Below are 17,231 nucleotides of genomic sequence, written 5' to 3'. Positions count from 1 at the left end.
ATTTAGGAAAAGTCTATTTAAATAGACTTGAACCTACTCGAATCATATTTGAACCACATGTAATAGCTAACTCAAAATCACCGCTCATACCCATAGAACAATATTTTGCACCTAAGGGTTGAAGTTCATCAAAGATTTTTTTAGTTGTTTCAAAAGATTTTTTTATAGTATCTTCATCTTCAACATGCGCACCTATACTCATTACACCTTTTAAACTAATATTTGGGCAAGATTCAATTATATTTTTATAAACTTCAATTGCCTCTTCTGGCATAACACCAGCTTTTGATTCCTCATATGCTGAGTTAATTTGAAGAAGGGCATTTATTTTTTTATTTTTTGCTTCAAGTTTTTTATTTAATTCAATTGCCAAATCAAGTGAGTCAATTGATTGAATTAGTGTTGGATTTAAGTCAATAAGATTGTTTATCTTATTTTTCTGAAGTCTTCCTACAAAGTGCCACTCTAAAGGTAACTCTTCAAGTATCTCCATTTTTTCTTTTAAATCTTGAACTTTATTTTCCCCATATGCTCTTTGCCCTGCATTATATAGTGTTGCCACTTCATCTGCTTGGCTATATTTACTAATAGCTATTATTTTTACTATATGGTGATGTGAAACTTGAAGTCTTGCTGCTTCAACTTTTTCTATAACTTTGTCTAAATTTTCTACAGCTAACTCTTTTGTTAACATCTATTCTCCTACTTTAATAATCTGTTGATATCATTGTAGATACCTAAAAGCATAAGTGAAGCAAGGATTACCCATCCTGCAACAGTTAAGTATAAAAATGCTTTATCACTAGGCTTTCTTCTTGTAATGATTTCATAAAGGTTAAACATAATATGTCCACCATCAAGAGCTGGTATTGGAAGAAGATTTAAAACTCCCAAATTTACTGAAATTAGTGCAGTAATTGTTAAAAGTGCAATAATACTTGATTGACTTGCATCTGAGATTACTTTTCCTATTGTTATAACTCCACCAACTTCACTACTAGGAATTACCCCTTGAATTAGTTTTTGAACACCTTTAAAAATCATTTTTGATGATTCTATTGTTGTGTCATAGGCAAAAACTAAAGACTCAATAGGCGTCATATTTAAGGTTACAACTTTTGGAGCTGGTGCAATACCTATCATTCTTTTTTTGATTTTTTCTTTAAAAATATTTTCACTATCACTAATATGAGGTCTTATTACTTTACTAAGTATTACTCCATCTCTTTTAATATAAAATTTTAATGCACCTTGTGAATTTATAATTTGTTTACCAATATCTTTCCACTGCTTAACATCTGTATTATTTATTCTTAAAATCTCATCATTTACTTTTAGTCCAGCCTTATGGGCAGGAGAGTCAACTACAACTTGTCCAATAGTTGGACTTAAGGCATTTGCTCCGAGTAGAGCAATTGTAAAATATAAAATTGCCGCAAGGATGAAGTTAGCAAAGGGACCTGCAAAAAGTATAATAATTCTTTGCCAAGGTTTTTTGTTGTTGTATGAATCATTTCCAGCTTCTACTAAGCCAGGTTTTGTATCATCTTGACCTTTCATTTTTACATATCCACCAAGTGGTATTAGTGCAAATTGCCAGTTTGTTCCCATCCAATATTTAGAAAAAAGTTTTTTTCCAAAACCAATAGAAAATACTTCAACTTTTATCCCAAAATAACGTGCTGCTAAAAAATGTCCTAGTTCATGGAAGAAGACTAAAAAAGAAAGAACCAGTAAAAAAGTTATAGTACCCAAAAATATCCTTAGTTTTTAAAATAGTCTCTTATATATTCATATCCTGAATATATTGTTAAAATTACTGCTAACCACAAAAGTTCAGTTGCAAAAGGCCAATTCATAATCAAAAAACCTATTGCAACCATTTGAATTACAGTTTTTATTTTCCCTGCCATTGTAGAGGCAACATTTTTGCCTTCAGCTACTGCAACAACTCTAAGTCCTGTGATAAAAAATTCACGAGAAAGTATCAAAAATACAGCCCAAGCTGAGGCTCTATCTATTACCATAAGACCTAAAAAACCCGCAAGCATAAGCATCTTATCTGCAAGAGGATCTAATATTCCACCTAGTTTTGTTATTTGATTCCAAGAACGTGCAATAAACCCATCAAAGAAATCTGTAACAGAAGCTATGACAAAAATTAGTCCAGCAAAATAGTCAAGCCAGCTAGGGTGCCAAGCAGAAAAGAAGCTTGAATCTCTATCAACTAAAAACCAAAGCATTAGCGGAGCTAATGCTATTCTTAAAAGAGCGAGTAAATTTGGAAGATTTAGTGCTTTTGACATTATCTAAAAGTTGTCCCACCATCAACGATTAAAGTATGACCTGTAATCCATGATGCATCATTAGTACATAAGAAATAACAAGATTGTGCCAAGTCTTCTGGTTGACCAATTCTGTTTAGTGCAGAAAGTTCAGCTGTTTTTTGTTTAACTTCTTCATAGTTTGTAAATGCTTTAAGTGCATCAGTGTCTATTGGACCTCCTGATACTGCATTTACTCTAATATTCATAGCTCCAAGTTCTGTAGATGCATATCTTACCATTGCTTCTACTGCTGCTTTATTTGTCCCATGACCTGCATAGTTTTCAATATATACTAAGTTTCCTGTTGAAGATAAAGAAACAATTGCTCCACCACCAACTTTTTCCATTCTTTTAGCAGCTTGTTGTGCTCCACAAACAAAGGCATTTACAGTTGCAGTATAGATATTATTTAATCCTCTAGGTTTTAGTTTCATAAACTTACCATATCCACCAACAACAGCTCGACCATAAATCATAGCGTTTGAAATAAAGAAATCAACTCTATCAAAATCTTTATCTATTTCTAAAAACAGCTCTTTGTATTTTTCTGGCTCTAGGATATTGAAAGGGTATGCTTTACATTTTACACCAAATTTTTCTTCAACATCTTTACAGATATCTTCTGCAAATTGTTGGTTTGAATTATATGTAAAAGCAACATTTATACCATTGCTAGCAAATTTATAAACACACTCTTTTCCTATACCTTTTGTTCCACCAGAAATTACTAGTGTTTTACCCTTCATTTCGCTACTCATTATTTTATTACCTCATAGTTTTTAATTACATCTTCAATTTTTTTCATATTCTCAGCACTTGGTTTTGTAAGTGGTAGTCTATACTCTAAAGTATCTATTAATCCTGCTAAATACATAGCAGCTTTAATTGGAATAGGATTGTTTTCACAAAACATAATTTTATTTAAAGCATAAAGGTCGTTATTGATAGTTCTACCTGTTTCATAATCACCTTCAAACACAGATTTTACTAATTTGCTTTTATAATTAGGAAGTAAATTTGCAGTTACTGAAATGATTCCTTTTGCTCCATTTGCTAACATTGGAAAATCAATAAGGTCATCACCTGAAACTACACAAAAATCAGCTCTTTTTGCATTTAGTTCAATTGCTCGCTCTAAACTTCCCGTTGCTTCTTTAATAGCATAGATATTTTTTATATCATCAAAAAGTTTTATTGCTGTATCTGCTTCAATATCAACGCCAGTTCGTCCTGGTACGTTATAAAGCATAACTGGGATTTCAACAGATTGTGCTATTGCTTTGTAGTGTTCATAAAGTCCATCTTGCATAGGTTTATTGTAGTATGGTGCAACAGATAATATTCCGTCAGCTCCTACAGTTTGTGCATGTTTTGCTATATCACAAGCTTCATGGGTAGCATTTGAACCAGCACCAGCTATTACTTTTACATTAGTTCCTTTACAAACTGCAACTGCAATTTCTATACACTCTTTATGTTCACTATGCGATAGCGTTGCACTCTCTCCTGTAGTTCCTACTGGAACAACTGCATCCATTCCTTGTGCAATTTGTCTTTTTATTAAATATTCATAGCAATTAGTATCTAGTTTCCCATTTTTGAAAGGGGTAATTAATGCTGTCATTGAACCTGTTATTATATTCATTCTTTTCCTTTAAACTTTTACTATATCTTCTGGTAATTTTAGACCTGTGTCAACATTTACCGTATGTTTTGAAAATGTTTCTAGATAGTTCCAAAAGCTTTTCTTTGCATCTTGTGAAATATCTACATTAGCTAAAACTTGTTGCATACATCCTAGCCATTCAGTTCTTGCTTTTTCTGTAATTGAAAATGGCTCATGGGCCTTAATCATATCAAAGTGACCTACTGCTTGAGTATAATATTTTGGACCACCACAAGCTTCAATAAAAAACTTTACATTGTGAGATTTAACTTTTGCTAACTCTTCTTCATCTTGAGGAAAAAAGTTAGAGATATCACTATCAACTAACAAGTCATAAAAATCATTAAATAGTTTAACTAAACCATCTTCTCCTAACTCTTGATAAAATAAAGGTGTTGGTAAATCAAAATGAGGTTTTTGACCAAATTCTGTTTTACTTATCTTGTAATCCATCTTTATCATCCTTTTTTAAAATTAAAGTTGTAGAGTTATCTTCTTGTAAATATTTTTTTGCAACTTTGACTATATCTTTTAGTTTTAGTTTTTGTATATTTTCTTCATATGAAAAAAGAGGTTTAACATTATCTCTTACAAAGTAACTCCCATATAAAGATGCAACAGAACTAGAACTATCAAGTGAAAAAATAAAATCAGCTTTTGTATTGATTTTTATTTTTTCTAAATCTTCTTCTAGGATTTTCCCTTTTTTGATTTCATCAATTATACTCAAAATCTCTTTTTCAACAGCTTGTGCTTCTACACCTTCGTTACAAACGGCTACAAATAAGAAAAGACCTGGATCTTTTAGTTCTATATTATATGCATAAATAGAGTTTACTAATCTTTTTTCATCAACTAATATTTTTTGTAAAATAGAACTTTTTCCTGAACTTAAAAGCTCACTTAGTGCTGATAGAGCTGTTTGATCTTTATGTTCAAAATTAGGTATATGATAAGACATAGCTAACATCTCTACTTGAGAATCTTTTTTAACTATTGCTCTTTTTGCACCATCAATTTTTGGTTCAGTCATGTGAACAGTTGTTGGAATATCTTTTTTATTTTTTATATCTTTAAAATGTTTTTTAACTAATTTAAAAACATCATCTTTATTTATATCCCCAGCAATTACTACTATTGCATTTTTTGGTTGATAATAAGTGCTATGAAAATCTCTAATATCTTTTATTGTCCAAGTTTTAATATCACTCATAAATCCAATTGGAGTCCAATGATAAGGATGATAGATATAAGAATTATTGAAGAGTCTAAATTGTAAATATCCCATTGGATTATTATCTGTTCTCCAACGTCTCTCTTCTGCAACTACATCACGTTCAGGTTGAAACTCTTTATCTTTTAAAGTTAAGTTTTCCATCAAGTCAGCAAAAAGATTTAAAGATTTACCCATGTTTTTAGAACTTGATTTTATGTAATAGTGCGTATAGTCAAATGAAGTAGAAGCGTTATTAACTCCACCAAATCCTTTTACTATCTCATCGAATTCGCCAGCTTTTAGGTTTTTAGTTGATTTGAAATTTAGGTGTTCAAGCATGTGTGCTATACCACTTTTACCCATAACTTCATTTCTACTTCCAACTTTATAAAAGATATCAGTAGATACAACATTTGAACCATTATCCATAGGAATAGCTACTATTTGTAATCCATTGTCTAAAGTTTTTGTAAAATATTTTGGTAGACTATTACTCATTAATTCTCCTGCAAATATAAATAAAAGTGAGAATTGTATTAGTATCAATTTTATCACTTTTTATCCTTTTTTATTTTTTTAAATCAGCACCAACTGCTTGGGCTATATTTGTAAAACCATCTTCTTCAAGAAGTTTTAACATTCCTTCATTTATGTTTTTTACCATTGATGGGCCTTCAAAGATAAGTCCTGAATAGACTTGAACTAATGAAGCTCCGGCTTTTATTCTTCTATATGCATCTTCAGGAGTTGATATACCACCCACTGAGATTAAAATTGTTTTTCCAAAAAGTTCATGGGCAATCTCTTTAAAAAGTTCATATGACTTCTGTGATAGAATTGCACCACTTAGCCCTCCAAAGCTTTGACAGCCTGGAAGTAAATCATAATCAATAGTTGTATTTGTAGCAATAATTCCAGCTGCTCCTGCTTTTACAGCAGTTTTACATAAATCAATTGCAACCTTAGCTTCCATATCAGGAGCAATTTTTAAAAAGATTGGTTTATCTGTTTGCTCTTTTGCCATAGAAAAAAGCTCAGTGATAAACTTTTCATTTTGTAAGTCCCTAAGATTTGGTGTATTTGGACTAGATATATTTATCACTATATAATCACTAATATCTTTAAACTTATTAATTAAAACCTTATAATCACTTAATGCCATATCTTCAGGTGTTGTTTTATTTTTCCCAATATTAGCACCAACTGGTATAACATATGGAAAAACTTTTCTAAGGTTTTTAGCCACATCATATGAACCTTTGTTATTAAATCCCATAGCATTTTGAACTGTTTTTTGTTCTGGATATCTGAACATTCGTGGCTTTGGATTTCCATCTTGTGCACGTGGTGTCATAGTTCCAATTTCCGTAAAACCAAAACCTAAAGCCATCATAGATTCTATCATAGTTGCATTTTTATCAAATCCAGCTGCTAAACCAACAGGATTTTTAAAATTTATTCCTAAAATATCTTGAGATAATCTATGGTCTATTATAAAATTTCTATTCACCATATAATTATTAAGTGTTCTACAATAAGGTAATTTTGTTAATCCAAACTCGGCAATGTTGTGTGCTGTTTCTGGTTCAAAATTAAATAACAGTTTTTTTAATGTGTTGTAGTTAAACAAATCGTTCCTTTTATATATTTTGGTATTTTATCTAAAACTTTGTAAATATTTCTTTATTAAATATTTGCTAAATTATGAAGTCTCTTATATTCGTCGCAGTTTGATAGTAACTCATATTCAGTTCCTTGGCAAACAATTTTACCACCTTTGAATACTGCAATTTTATCAGCACTTTTTATTGTACTTAATCTATGTGCAATTACAAAAGTAATTCTATCTTTACTAACATCATCAATAACTTCTGAAATTATTGATTCACTCTCATTATCAAGTGCTGAAGTTGCTTCATCTAAAATCAATATTTGAGGGTCTTTATATAAAGCTCTAGCTATTGCTATTCTTTGTCTCTGACCTCCACTTAAGTTTGTTCCAAACTCATCAAGTTTTGTTTGAACCCCATTCTCAAGTGACATTACAAAGTTATATGCGTGAGCTTGCTTAAGAGATTCAATTACTCTTTCCTCATCAATTTCTTGTCCATAGGCAACATTTGCAGAGATGGTATCATTGAAGATATAAACCCTTTGGGTTACTATTGAAATTTGATCTCGAAGTGATTTGATATTTATGTTTTTTATACATTTATCATTAAAAAGTATTTCACCTTCACTTATTTCATAAAATCTGATAATCAAATTTACTAAGGAAGATTTTCCACCACCACTATCACCAACAAGTGCTATCTTTTCACCTCTTAAAGCTTTTAAATTAATATTTTCTAAAGCAGTAAATCCATCATATTGTAGTTTGATATTTTTAAACTCAACTGCTTCTATTTTTGTGGGAAAAGAGTCACTTCCTGTTAGAATAGTTGCTTTTGTATTAAATATTTCATTAACTCTTTCATTGGCTGCAAGGGCATCTTGCATTTTATTGTATAGACTTGATAATCTTTTTATTGGAGTATAGAGCATAAATAGTGCTGTCATAAAAGAGAAAAATGAACCAACACTTAACTCTCCCCCAATAACTTTATGTCCACCTACAACAATTACTACAGCAACTGCAATTGAACCTAAAGTTTCCATTATGGGAGATACAAGTTCATTTGTTTTGACTGATTTTATATTTATATGAAAAAAGTTTTTATTATGGGCTGCAAATTTCTTTGCTTCGATTAATTCAGTCGAATTTGCTTTGATTATCTCTATATTATTAAATGTTTCACTTAAATTTGTAGTAATATCAGAATTTGATTCTTGAGATCTAAAAGATAGCTTTTTCATCTTTTTAGCTAACACAGTTAAAGGGTATATTGCCATTGGAAGTACAACTAAGCCATAAAATGCCAACTCTGTACTTTGATATATAACAACCCCAACAAGGGCAACGATTGTTAAACTTTCTCTAATAAATTCTGCAATTTGATTTGATACTGCTGTTTGAATTCTATTTATATCATTTGTGATACGAGAAATTAATTCTCCACCATGTCTTTTTTGAAAAAAATCAATATCTAAAGTTAAAACATGAGCTAAAAGTTTATCTCTTACTATTCTAACAATATCTTGTCCTATATATGAGATATAGTATGCTTGAATATACCCTCCAAACCCTTTAGCAAAATATAAAGCTATAACTATGAATGGAAGAACCTGCAACATATGAGCATCTTTTGCTATAAATATTTCATCAAGTAGCGGTTTGATAACATAAGCACTTCCACTTGTCCCTGCTGCAACTAATGCCATACCAATAAAAGCGTAAAAAAATTTTAAAATATAATTTTTATAATAAGGTATATATTGTCTAAAAAAATCTTTCATATCTCTCCTAAAAATTAGGATTATATCCAAATATTACTTCATAACAAAATATTGATTGATAATAAGATCATAAGTAGTGTTATATAGATGTTTATAGCAATAAAAACCTTTAAATAGTTGTGCTGTTTTCTAAGTTGAAAAACAGAGTATAAAGTATAAAGTACTAGTAGAAAAATAAGCAAAAATATAATATTTGATTTTATAGGAAATAATGCAACTGTAAATAGTCCACAAATTATTGTCAAAAGTAACCAGACAAAAGTAATTCTTTCTAATCTTTGTACGCCAAAAGTATTTGCAACTGTATTAAAGCCTGCACTTTCGTACTGTTTGTGATACTTTAATATAAGAAGCCAAAAATGGGGTATTTGCCAAACTAAATAAAATAGTCCAATTGCCAAAAATCTAATATCAGTAATTTCTCCACCTCCAGCTAACCAACCAATAAGAGGAGGAATAACCCCTAAAATTGCACCATAAACAGCTGCATAGACAGTTGTTTTTTTTGTTTTAGTATAGACAAAGTTATATAAAATTATTACACTAGTAAAAATTATTATACCTACATAATTTAGACTAAAAAATATAGTTATATAAGATAATAAAATTAAGCCTAAAGAGATAATTAAGCCTTCTCTTGGACTGATTTTACCAGATGCAATAGGTCTATTTTTTGTTCTTGCCATTTTTGCATCATCAAGGTATTCTTGGTATTGGTTTAAGGCACTAACTCCAAGTGCTAAAAGTAAAACTCCTATTAATGGATATATTATGTCAAAACTTATTTCCTCTCTTACAAGAATAAAAGAGAAAACAGAGGAAAGAGTTACTGCAAATGACAATTTAAATTTTGTTAAGACTAAAAAATCTTTTAAGTTTATAGACATAGTATTCCTATTTGATAGTTTTTAAATAATCAATGATTGCTTTTATCTCGTCATCATTTAAGATATTTTCAAAGGAAGGCATAACTCCTGCATAATACCCTTCAACTATTGCATCATTTGGTTTTAATATTGAGCTTTTAATATACTCATCATCCACAATTATCTCTTTTAAACTATTATTGATAGTGATTTTTTCTATTCTTCCATAAATACCTTTAAAACTTGGACCTACAACTTTACTTCCATCTAATGAGTGACAACCAATACAGCCATTATTTTGAACTAATTCTTTTCCACTAATTTTATTTTCTTCTTTTTTAGGGGCTTGATTATTATTTTCAGCTGTACCTTTGATGTATTTAATTAATTCATTAACATCCTCATCACTTATTACATCTTTAAAGGTAGGCATCATATCTGGATTGAAGCCCTCTACAATATCTTTATTTGCATCTAATATTGCAGTTTTTAAATAGTTGTCATCCCTTATTATTTCTCTTTTTTCAGAATCAGTTGTTACTGTAACTTTTTTATTATAAATATCTTTAAGTGATGGTCCAACAAGTACCGTTCCATCCATAGAGTGACATCCTACACAAGCATGTTGAGAAAATAGTTCTTCTCCTTTTGATTTTGTATCTTCTTGTTTTCCAACTTTTGGATCTAACCAATCCTTATATTTATCTTCATCTACAACTTCCACATATGAGTGCATATATGAGTGCCTCATTCCACAATATTCAGCACACTCTATGTCATATTTACCTTTTTTGTTAATATTAAACCAAAGCTGTGTTATTTGTCCGGGAACTACATCTTCTTTTGCTCTAAATGCAGGTACATAGAAGCTATGTAAAACATCATTTACAGGAGCAGTCATTTTTAGTTTTATATTTTTATTTACAGGAATCATTAAAAAAGAACTTTTTTTACCATTTTCATACTCAAAATTCCAAGACCATCTTTGTCCTATAACTTTTACAACAATAGAATCAGTATCTTTAGGCATTGTTCTTTGAGCTCTTAAACTATCTAATCCATAATAAAATACAATTCCAAGTAAAATAGTTGGAACAACCGTCCAAATTATCTCTATTGGGGTATAATGTTCGATATTTTTGGCATTTTCAGGAGGATTTTTACTTGCTCTATATTTATATACAAAATATAACATTGCCCCTATAGTTACAATAAAAAGAAAAAGCGTGATTAAATTTACAACCCAAAAGGCTCTATCCACATCTACTGCATAGGTTGAAACACCTTCCATTCCTTCTAACATATCAGCCTCCTACTTGAAACATATCAAATGTTTCATTTCTAAATATGGCATCTGTTGCCGTTATTACAAAAAATATCCCAAGGGTAACTACAGCAAATAAAACAATATATCTAAATAAGGCAGTTTCATATTTCAAGTGCATATAATAACTAACTATTAAGATGGTTTTTACACATGCAATAAAAATCTGAATAACTACTGTTCCATGAAGAGAAGAGGGTAAAATCATAGGTTGTAAAAATGTTAAAGTTGTTAAAATAACTAGTGCAATAAATATCTTAATATACTTTTGTGCTGTCATTTCATGAATTGCTATATCTTTCATGACTCACCTCCAAAAGATATCATATAAAATAGTGGAAATAAAAATACCCAAACAAGATGTACTAAATCCCAATATAACGCAATATTTTCTAAAACAACACTCTTATTGGGATTTATTTTTTTATTGTTTATGAGTTTTATTGCCCACAACATAACTCCAATTCCAACTATAATATGGAGACCATGAAAACCTGTCATTGTAAAATATAGACCAAAAAAGAGTATTTCCCCATTTGCTAGCTTATTTAAAGCTTCTGAATCTGGATATATTCCATGATGGATTTCTGCCATCCACTCAAAATATTTTATTGTTAAAAAAATAAGTGATAATATAATTGTAATATAAATCATTTTTTTTGATTTTTCTATATTATTTAACTTCATATTTAATGATGCAATTCCCATAAAGTAAGTACTTATAAGTAAAACAACAGTATTAATTGAACCTAATGTTAGATCTAGATTGCTTGATGCAATTACGAAATCATGACTAAATCTATAAAAGAAAAATGAAAATACTAAAAACATAGAACCAAAAAGCATAAGTTCTGTAAATAAAAAGAGCCAGAAGCCAAGTTTTGAGCCTATGTCATCATTATTAAAATCAACTACTTCGTGCGCATTCCCCTCTTTGTCATATACAAGTTCCGGGTTATTATTATCATTATTCATTGCCTTCTCCTTGTATAATCTTACTTAAGTCTCTTTTGGGTTTACCATTTTCATACTCATATGGTCCAAAGTCAATATATGGAATATGTTTAAAATTTTCTAGGGGTGGAGGAGAGCTTATTTGCCACTCTAAGGTTGTAGAGTTCCACGGATTATTTCCAGCAGGTTTACCATTTTTTATTCCTTTATAAAGCACATAAAGCATAAATAAAATACTAGCTACGGTAATAACTGCTCCAACTCCTGCAACTCTATGATATATTGTAAATTCTGGCAAATAATCAAAGTATCTTCTAGGCATTCCTAAGGCTCCTGCTAAAAACATAGGAAACCATAAAGTATTAAATCCTATAAAAATACCCACAAAAGCTATTTTTGCTTTAGTCTCATCGTACATTTTTCCTGTGAATTTTGGAAACCAATAGTGCATAGCTGCAAAAAGCATAAATACAACACCACCAAAAATAGTATAGTGAAAATGAGCAACAACATAATATGTATCATGCAAATGTATATCTACTCCAAGAGTTACTAGTGTGATGCCAGTAAGCCCACCTATAGCAAAAGTGATTATTGTACCTATTACCCAAAGCATCGGAGTTGAAAATATTATGGAAGCTTTATACATGGTTGCAACCCAGTCAAAAAACTTAATACCTGTAGGAATAGCAACAAAAAATGTTAAAAATGAAAATATAATTTTTGTCCATTCACTCATACCAGAAGTAAAAAGATGATGTCCCCAAACCAAATAACCTATTATTGCAATCATTGCTGATGAAACAGCAATTGATCTATACCCAAAAATAGTTCTTCTACAAAACGTTGGAAGAATCTCTGAAACTACACCAAATGCAGGTAAAATCATAAGATAAACAGCAGGGTGAGAATATATCCAAAATAGGTGTTCATAAAGAATAGGATCTCCCCCTTTGGATGGGTCAAAGATACCAATACCTAGTGTTCTTTCCAAGATAACTAAGATTAAGGTTATTCCAATAACAGGAGTTGCAAGTATTTGAATCCAAGCTGTTGAATATAAACCCCATACGAAAAGTGGCATTTTAAAAAAGTTCATACCTGGAGCTCTTAATCTATGAATTGTAACAACAAAATTTATTCCCGTGAGGATTGAAGCAAGCCCCAAAATATAAGCAGCACTTAGTGCAAAAATAACATTTGTACCAGTTTTTACACTATATGGAGCATAAAATGTCCACCCAGTATCAGCAAATCCTTGACCTACAAATAGTGAAGTTACAGCTAATATTGCTCCTAGTAAGTATAACCACCAAGATAATAAGTTTAATCTAGGAAAAGATACATCTCTTGCACCTATTAAAAGTGGAAGAAGGAAGTTTCCAAAAACAGCAGGAATCCCTGGAACTACGAATAAAAATATCATAATAGTACCATGTAGAGTAAAAGCTTGGTTGTAAGTGTTTGGATCCATAATTTGTTGACCAGGGGAAAAGAGTTCCATCCTCATAGAGAGGGCTATAAATATGGCTGTTACAAAAAAAGCCATCATTACAGCTAGGTATAATATAGCTATTCTTTTATGATCAATTGAAAAAATCCATTGAAGAATTTTATTGTCATGATGTCCAAATACTGTGTGTGTTTCATCATAGAAGCTTTTTTGAGTCAAATTATTCATCATCTTTCTCCTGTTTTTTTCTACCTGTTTTTACAAGGTAGATAAAAAATATAGCAACAATCAAAAACATAAGAATCCCTATAACTTTTTCTGCTTGAAAAATATAGGTTTTACTTTTTGCATCATATGCAAAACAAAATAGTAAAGTTTTTGCTATTGTTGGGCCAACTCTCTCCTCTTTTGCTTCAAGTAAAGCAAGTTTCAAATCAAAGGGTAAATAATCAACTCCATTTAAATATCTTGAAATCTTTCCGTTTGGTGAAAGTACAATGATAACGCCTGGATGAAGATAATCAACAACTCCATCTTTTATTCTTTTTTTATATTTAAATCCAATTGCATCTGAGATTTGGTTTATGTTTTCTTGCGTTCCTGTTAAGAAACTCCAAGTTTGAGGTGGAAAATCTTTTTTTATCATTTTTAAATGAGTTTGTTTTTTTGCAAGTGCTGTTTGATGGTCATCTTTTGGATCTATACTTATAGTCAGCACATTATAATCAACATACGGTTTTAAGTCTAATTTGTTTAAAACGTGCGAAACACCTGTCAGAAGAGGTGAACATAGTGCTTTACAACTATAATAGTTGAGTGTTAAAACAGTTGGTTTATTTCTGATAAATTCTTCGAGAGTTTTTGTTTTGTTATATTCATCTGTAAAAGTTAAATGTAGTGGTACGGTATCACCCTGATGTTCATATACACCAATTTGATCAAGATTATTTTTCATTTCTATTTCTTGGGCATTGGTATAACAAATTAGAGTAAGAAGAAGCAAGTATAACTTTAATAACATAGAAAACTCCTGCTATTTAGTTTGAGTAACAACGATAATTATAGAACTATTAAAATTAATTTATTCTTAAGTTTAAATGTATGAAAAATTATTTATTTAACAATAAAAGTTTGAATTTTGAAAAGCCAAACTCTTTTATAGTAAGAAAAAATAGTATAAATCCACTTAAAGTACTTGCAAAGGCTAAGCCTGCCGCTCCATATGGTTTGATTAAAAGAAGTGAAAAAACTATATTAAAAGCTAGAGCTTTCATAGAAATTTTTGCAGCTAAGAATTGCTGTTCATGGGAGTATAACCACAGAGAAAAAATCTTTGCAATTCCAAAAGGAATAAGTCCAATTAAATACATACTCAATATTAGTGCTGTATTTTGTGTATCATTACTTGTAAAAGCGCCTCTTTCAAATAGTAATTCAACAATAAATTTATCAAATACTATTCCTATAAGAGTGGCTATTGAGAGTAGGATTGTCAAAATAATAGTTGATTTTCTCATAAGTTTCAGGGCTTTTTCTTCATCTTTATTTTTAATTGATTTTGCAATCATTGGAAAAAGTGCGATTGATGTTGCTATGGCAAAAAGTGCTAAAGGAAGTTGAAAAACTCTATTTGCGTAGTATAAATAAGAGATAGAACCACTTACTAAAAATGAAGCTAACCAGGTATCTAAAAAAGCAGAAATATGAGAAGTTGAACTTCCCAAGGTTGCACTCACAAAGTTTTTATAAAACTTATTTTCTTTTATATTTACTTTTCTAAAGGTAAATATTTTTAGTAAGTTTTTATTTTTCATTGCAAGAAGATGAACTAATACTTGTAACAATCCCCCAACTAATACTCCATATGAAAGATAATATGTAATTTCATATTTATCTAAATCTTTTGATATAAGAAGTGCTGCTATTAATGCTAGATTTAATAGTGTGGTTGAAAATGCAGTAGTGGCAAAGTGATGTTTGTATTGTAAAAGTGCAGCCATAAAAGTAACTACAAATATCATGGGTAAATAGTAAAAGTTAATTGCTACAAGTGGTGCTGCTAAATCAACAGTTTTTTCATCAAATCCTAAGGCTATAATATGTGTTACAAACTTTGAAAATAGGGTGACCAAAAGTGAAATAAATAAAATAAGAGCCAAAAACTGTAGAAATATGGCACTTGAAAATCTGATTTTTTGTTTTGTATTTGCATATGCAGGAATAAAAGCTTGAGTAAATGCACCCTCTGCAAAGATTCTTCTAAAAAGATTTGGAAGTTTAAAAGCTACAAAAAATATATCAGAATAAATATTTGCTCCCAAAATAGAAGCTGTAAGTAAATCCCTTACAAAACCCAATACTCTTGACACTAAAATTCCACTACTATTTGTAAAAATTGATTTAATCAACATATGCATAGTCACTTTTTTTATAGATTATTATTTGTGGTTTTGATTTATAAAAACCTAAATGAGCATTTATTATAGTGATTTTTTGCCCATTTTTTGGTAAAAGTTCTCTATTTTTTGAATAAATTCTTATTTTCTTATTTTCATTTTTAAAAATATAGTGAAAATATTTATCTTTTATCTTTCCAGTTATATTTGTAATAATCTCATTTTGAAAACTACTCTTTTGTATGTCATATATTGAAGCATCTAAATAGAGAGTTTTTTTATTTAAGTTACTCATTTGACTCTCTTGAATATCAAAATCAACTATTTCTAAAAGACCATTAAACTCTTTTATTTTATCTATTTTTATAGTATAAAGTTTGTTATATTTTAAATTGTCTACATTTTTATAAATGAAAATTGCTCTATTGTTTTTTTGTTTTATTATTGCTACTTCATTGGTTTTATATATAAGTGTTATATCTTTTAATACTATTGGATAAGTAAGATTGTTTTGAGAGTAAAGTTCACTAATAAAGCTTACTTTTTCAACTTCAATTTTTGGCTGCTTTGAAGTGCTAAAAGTACCAAAAATAGGTAAATGATCAGAGTAACCTCTATTTTTATGTATGTTATTTTTCATTTCCCATCTATATATTTTATTGTTATTAATTAAATATTTAGGTTTAAAAATACCAAAACTATTATTAACATATGAGATATTTTTATTGTCAAACAAAGATTTAGGTAAAAGCATATTATCGGGGGTTTGGCTTTCTCCTCTATATTTATAAGAGAACCTTTTTTGATAGTTTAACTGCAACCAAAGGTTATAGTGAACTCTTTTTTTTTCACTTAAAATTTTATTAATAGACACATACTCATTTTTATTTCTTGTATTTAGTACATCATTTATTCCCGTTAGGTTGTATGTATTGTTTAGTTTTGAGTATTTGAAGGTTTCAAACTCATTATAGTTTGAATTCAAATCTCCTAAAATGATGTAGTCAATATCATCATTTAAATTTTTTATATAATCTTCTATTGCTTGGGCATATAAAACTCTTTGACTCTCTTCTTTTCTTTTTGATGGCCAATGGTTATTAAAAATTATTAATTTATTTTCATCAATATTTATTGAGACTTTTAGAATAGGGCGGTTTACTTTTGAGTGCTTAACATCTAAAAGCTCATAATCTATGATTTCATATTTACTTAAAAGAGCTAAACCTATACTTGAAGATTTGTATTTTTTAAAGATACTGTATTTATATTGGGGTAGATTTTGTGTTATATCTTTAAATGCTTCATATGATTCTATCTCTTGTAAAGCTATGATATCTTTATCTAAGTCATTTATTACTTTTAATATATTGTTTAATTTTGTTGTGTATGTTTTTTTATTCCAGTTCGCTTTTGTATTTGGAATATATTCTTTATACTCTGTCTTATCATATTTTAAATCAAAGAAATTCTCTACGTTGTATGAAGCTACTGTAAAATCTTTTGAAAAAGAGAAATTATATAAAAAAAGTATAAGGATTAAAAGTCTTAATATCATAAGCAATTATATAGTTAAAAGGATTAGAATAGGGTAAGTTTTAGGTTATTTGCAATAAATCAAATAACCTAAATG

Annotated in this window: 17 protein-coding genes; all 17 read right to left on the bottom strand. The window is 29.5% G+C overall.

What is annotated here, in order from left to right:
- Window positions 1-13 precede the first annotated feature (13 nt).
- The 17 genes from Q0617_RS10680 to Q0617_RS10600 all read right to left on the bottom strand — a co-directional run bounded on the left by Q0617_RS10680 (window position 14) and on the right by Q0617_RS10600 (window position 17,156).
- Complete coding sequence (locus tag Q0617_RS10680; RefSeq protein WP_298753264.1) at window positions 14-694, bottom strand: YggS family pyridoxal phosphate-dependent enzyme; 681 nt, start codon at window positions 692-694, stop codon at window positions 14-16.
- An 8-nt stretch (window positions 695-702) separates the two neighbouring features.
- Complete coding sequence (gene rseP / locus Q0617_RS10675; RefSeq protein ID WP_298753263.1) at window positions 703-1,755, bottom strand: RIP metalloprotease RseP; 1,053 nt, start codon at window positions 1,753-1,755, stop codon at window positions 703-705.
- An 8-nt stretch (window positions 1,756-1,763) separates the two neighbouring features.
- Window positions 1,764-2,306 (bottom strand): CDP-diacylglycerol--glycerol-3-phosphate 3-phosphatidyltransferase, encoded by a 543-nt coding sequence (gene pgsA, locus Q0617_RS10670; protein ID WP_298753262.1) that lies wholly within the window; start codon window positions 2,304-2,306, stop codon window positions 1,764-1,766.
- A complete protein-coding gene (locus Q0617_RS10665; RefSeq protein WP_298753261.1) occupies window positions 2,306-3,085 on the bottom strand; it encodes an enoyl-ACP reductase in 780 nt (259 codons plus the stop codon). The genes pgsA and Q0617_RS10665 overlap by 1 nt, the downstream gene beginning before the upstream one ends.
- Window positions 3,085-3,972, bottom strand: a complete 888-nt coding sequence (dapA, locus tag Q0617_RS10660) for a 4-hydroxy-tetrahydrodipicolinate synthase (RefSeq protein ID WP_298753260.1) — start codon at window positions 3,970-3,972, stop codon at window positions 3,085-3,087. Before dapA ends, Q0617_RS10665 begins: the two co-directional genes overlap by 1 nt.
- Before the next feature lie 9 nt (window positions 3,973-3,981).
- The gene (locus Q0617_RS10655; protein ID WP_298753259.1) at window positions 3,982-4,446 is read right to left on the bottom strand and encodes a globin; all 465 of its coding nucleotides are present in this window, start codon (window positions 4,444-4,446) and stop codon (window positions 3,982-3,984) included.
- Window positions 4,427-5,707, bottom strand: a complete 1,281-nt coding sequence (locus tag Q0617_RS10650) for a pitrilysin family protein (RefSeq protein ID WP_298753258.1) — start codon at window positions 5,705-5,707, stop codon at window positions 4,427-4,429. The genes Q0617_RS10655 and Q0617_RS10650 overlap by 20 nt, the downstream gene beginning before the upstream one ends.
- A 70-nt stretch (window positions 5,708-5,777) precedes the next feature.
- Window positions 5,778-6,839, bottom strand: a complete 1,062-nt coding sequence (locus tag Q0617_RS10645; protein WP_298753257.1) for a quinone-dependent dihydroorotate dehydrogenase — start codon at window positions 6,837-6,839, stop codon at window positions 5,778-5,780.
- 56 nt (window positions 6,840-6,895) lie between these two features.
- Window positions 6,896-8,605 (bottom strand): ABC transporter transmembrane domain-containing protein, encoded by a 1,710-nt coding sequence (locus Q0617_RS10640; RefSeq protein WP_298753256.1) that lies wholly within the window; start codon window positions 8,603-8,605, stop codon window positions 6,896-6,898.
- 38 nt (window positions 8,606-8,643) lie between these two features.
- Entirely contained in the window at window positions 8,644-9,492 is an 849-nt protein-coding gene (locus tag Q0617_RS10635) for a UbiA family prenyltransferase (RefSeq protein WP_298753255.1), read from the bottom strand.
- A 7-nt stretch (window positions 9,493-9,499) separates the two neighbouring features.
- Window positions 9,500-10,774 (bottom strand): cytochrome c oxidase subunit II, encoded by a 1,275-nt coding sequence (gene coxB, locus Q0617_RS10630; protein ID WP_298753254.1) that lies wholly within the window; start codon window positions 10,772-10,774, stop codon window positions 9,500-9,502.
- Window position 10,775: 1 nt separating this feature from the next.
- Window positions 10,776-11,099: a cytochrome C oxidase subunit IV family protein gene (locus Q0617_RS10625; RefSeq protein WP_298753253.1), complete on the bottom strand. Its 324-nt coding sequence runs from the start codon at window positions 11,097-11,099 to the stop codon at window positions 10,776-10,778.
- Window positions 11,096-11,770: a cytochrome c oxidase subunit 3 gene (locus Q0617_RS10620; RefSeq protein WP_298753252.1), complete on the bottom strand. Its 675-nt coding sequence runs from the start codon at window positions 11,768-11,770 to the stop codon at window positions 11,096-11,098. The genes Q0617_RS10625 and Q0617_RS10620 overlap by 4 nt, the downstream gene beginning before the upstream one ends.
- Entirely contained in the window at window positions 11,763-13,433 is a 1,671-nt protein-coding gene (locus Q0617_RS10615; RefSeq protein WP_298753251.1) for a cbb3-type cytochrome c oxidase subunit I, read from the bottom strand. Before Q0617_RS10615 ends, Q0617_RS10620 begins: the two co-directional genes overlap by 8 nt.
- Window positions 13,423-14,223 (bottom strand): SCO family protein, encoded by an 801-nt coding sequence (locus Q0617_RS10610; protein WP_298753250.1) that lies wholly within the window; start codon window positions 14,221-14,223, stop codon window positions 13,423-13,425. Before Q0617_RS10610 ends, Q0617_RS10615 begins: the two co-directional genes overlap by 11 nt.
- An 88-nt stretch (window positions 14,224-14,311) precedes the next feature.
- Window positions 14,312-15,613, bottom strand: a complete 1,302-nt coding sequence (gene murJ, locus Q0617_RS10605; RefSeq protein ID WP_366517903.1) for a murein biosynthesis integral membrane protein MurJ — start codon at window positions 15,611-15,613, stop codon at window positions 14,312-14,314.
- Entirely contained in the window at window positions 15,603-17,156 is a 1,554-nt protein-coding gene (locus tag Q0617_RS10600; RefSeq protein ID WP_298753248.1) for an endonuclease/exonuclease/phosphatase family protein, read from the bottom strand. The genes murJ and Q0617_RS10600 overlap by 11 nt, the downstream gene beginning before the upstream one ends.
- Window positions 17,157-17,231 lie beyond the last annotated feature (75 nt).

The organism is uncultured Arcobacter sp., from assembly GCF_937982575.1.
Lineage (GTDB): Bacteria > Campylobacterota > Campylobacteria > Campylobacterales > Arcobacteraceae > Arcobacter.
Note: the sequence above shows the minus strand (reverse complement) of the source record. Positions and strands in the feature narration are given on the sequence as shown.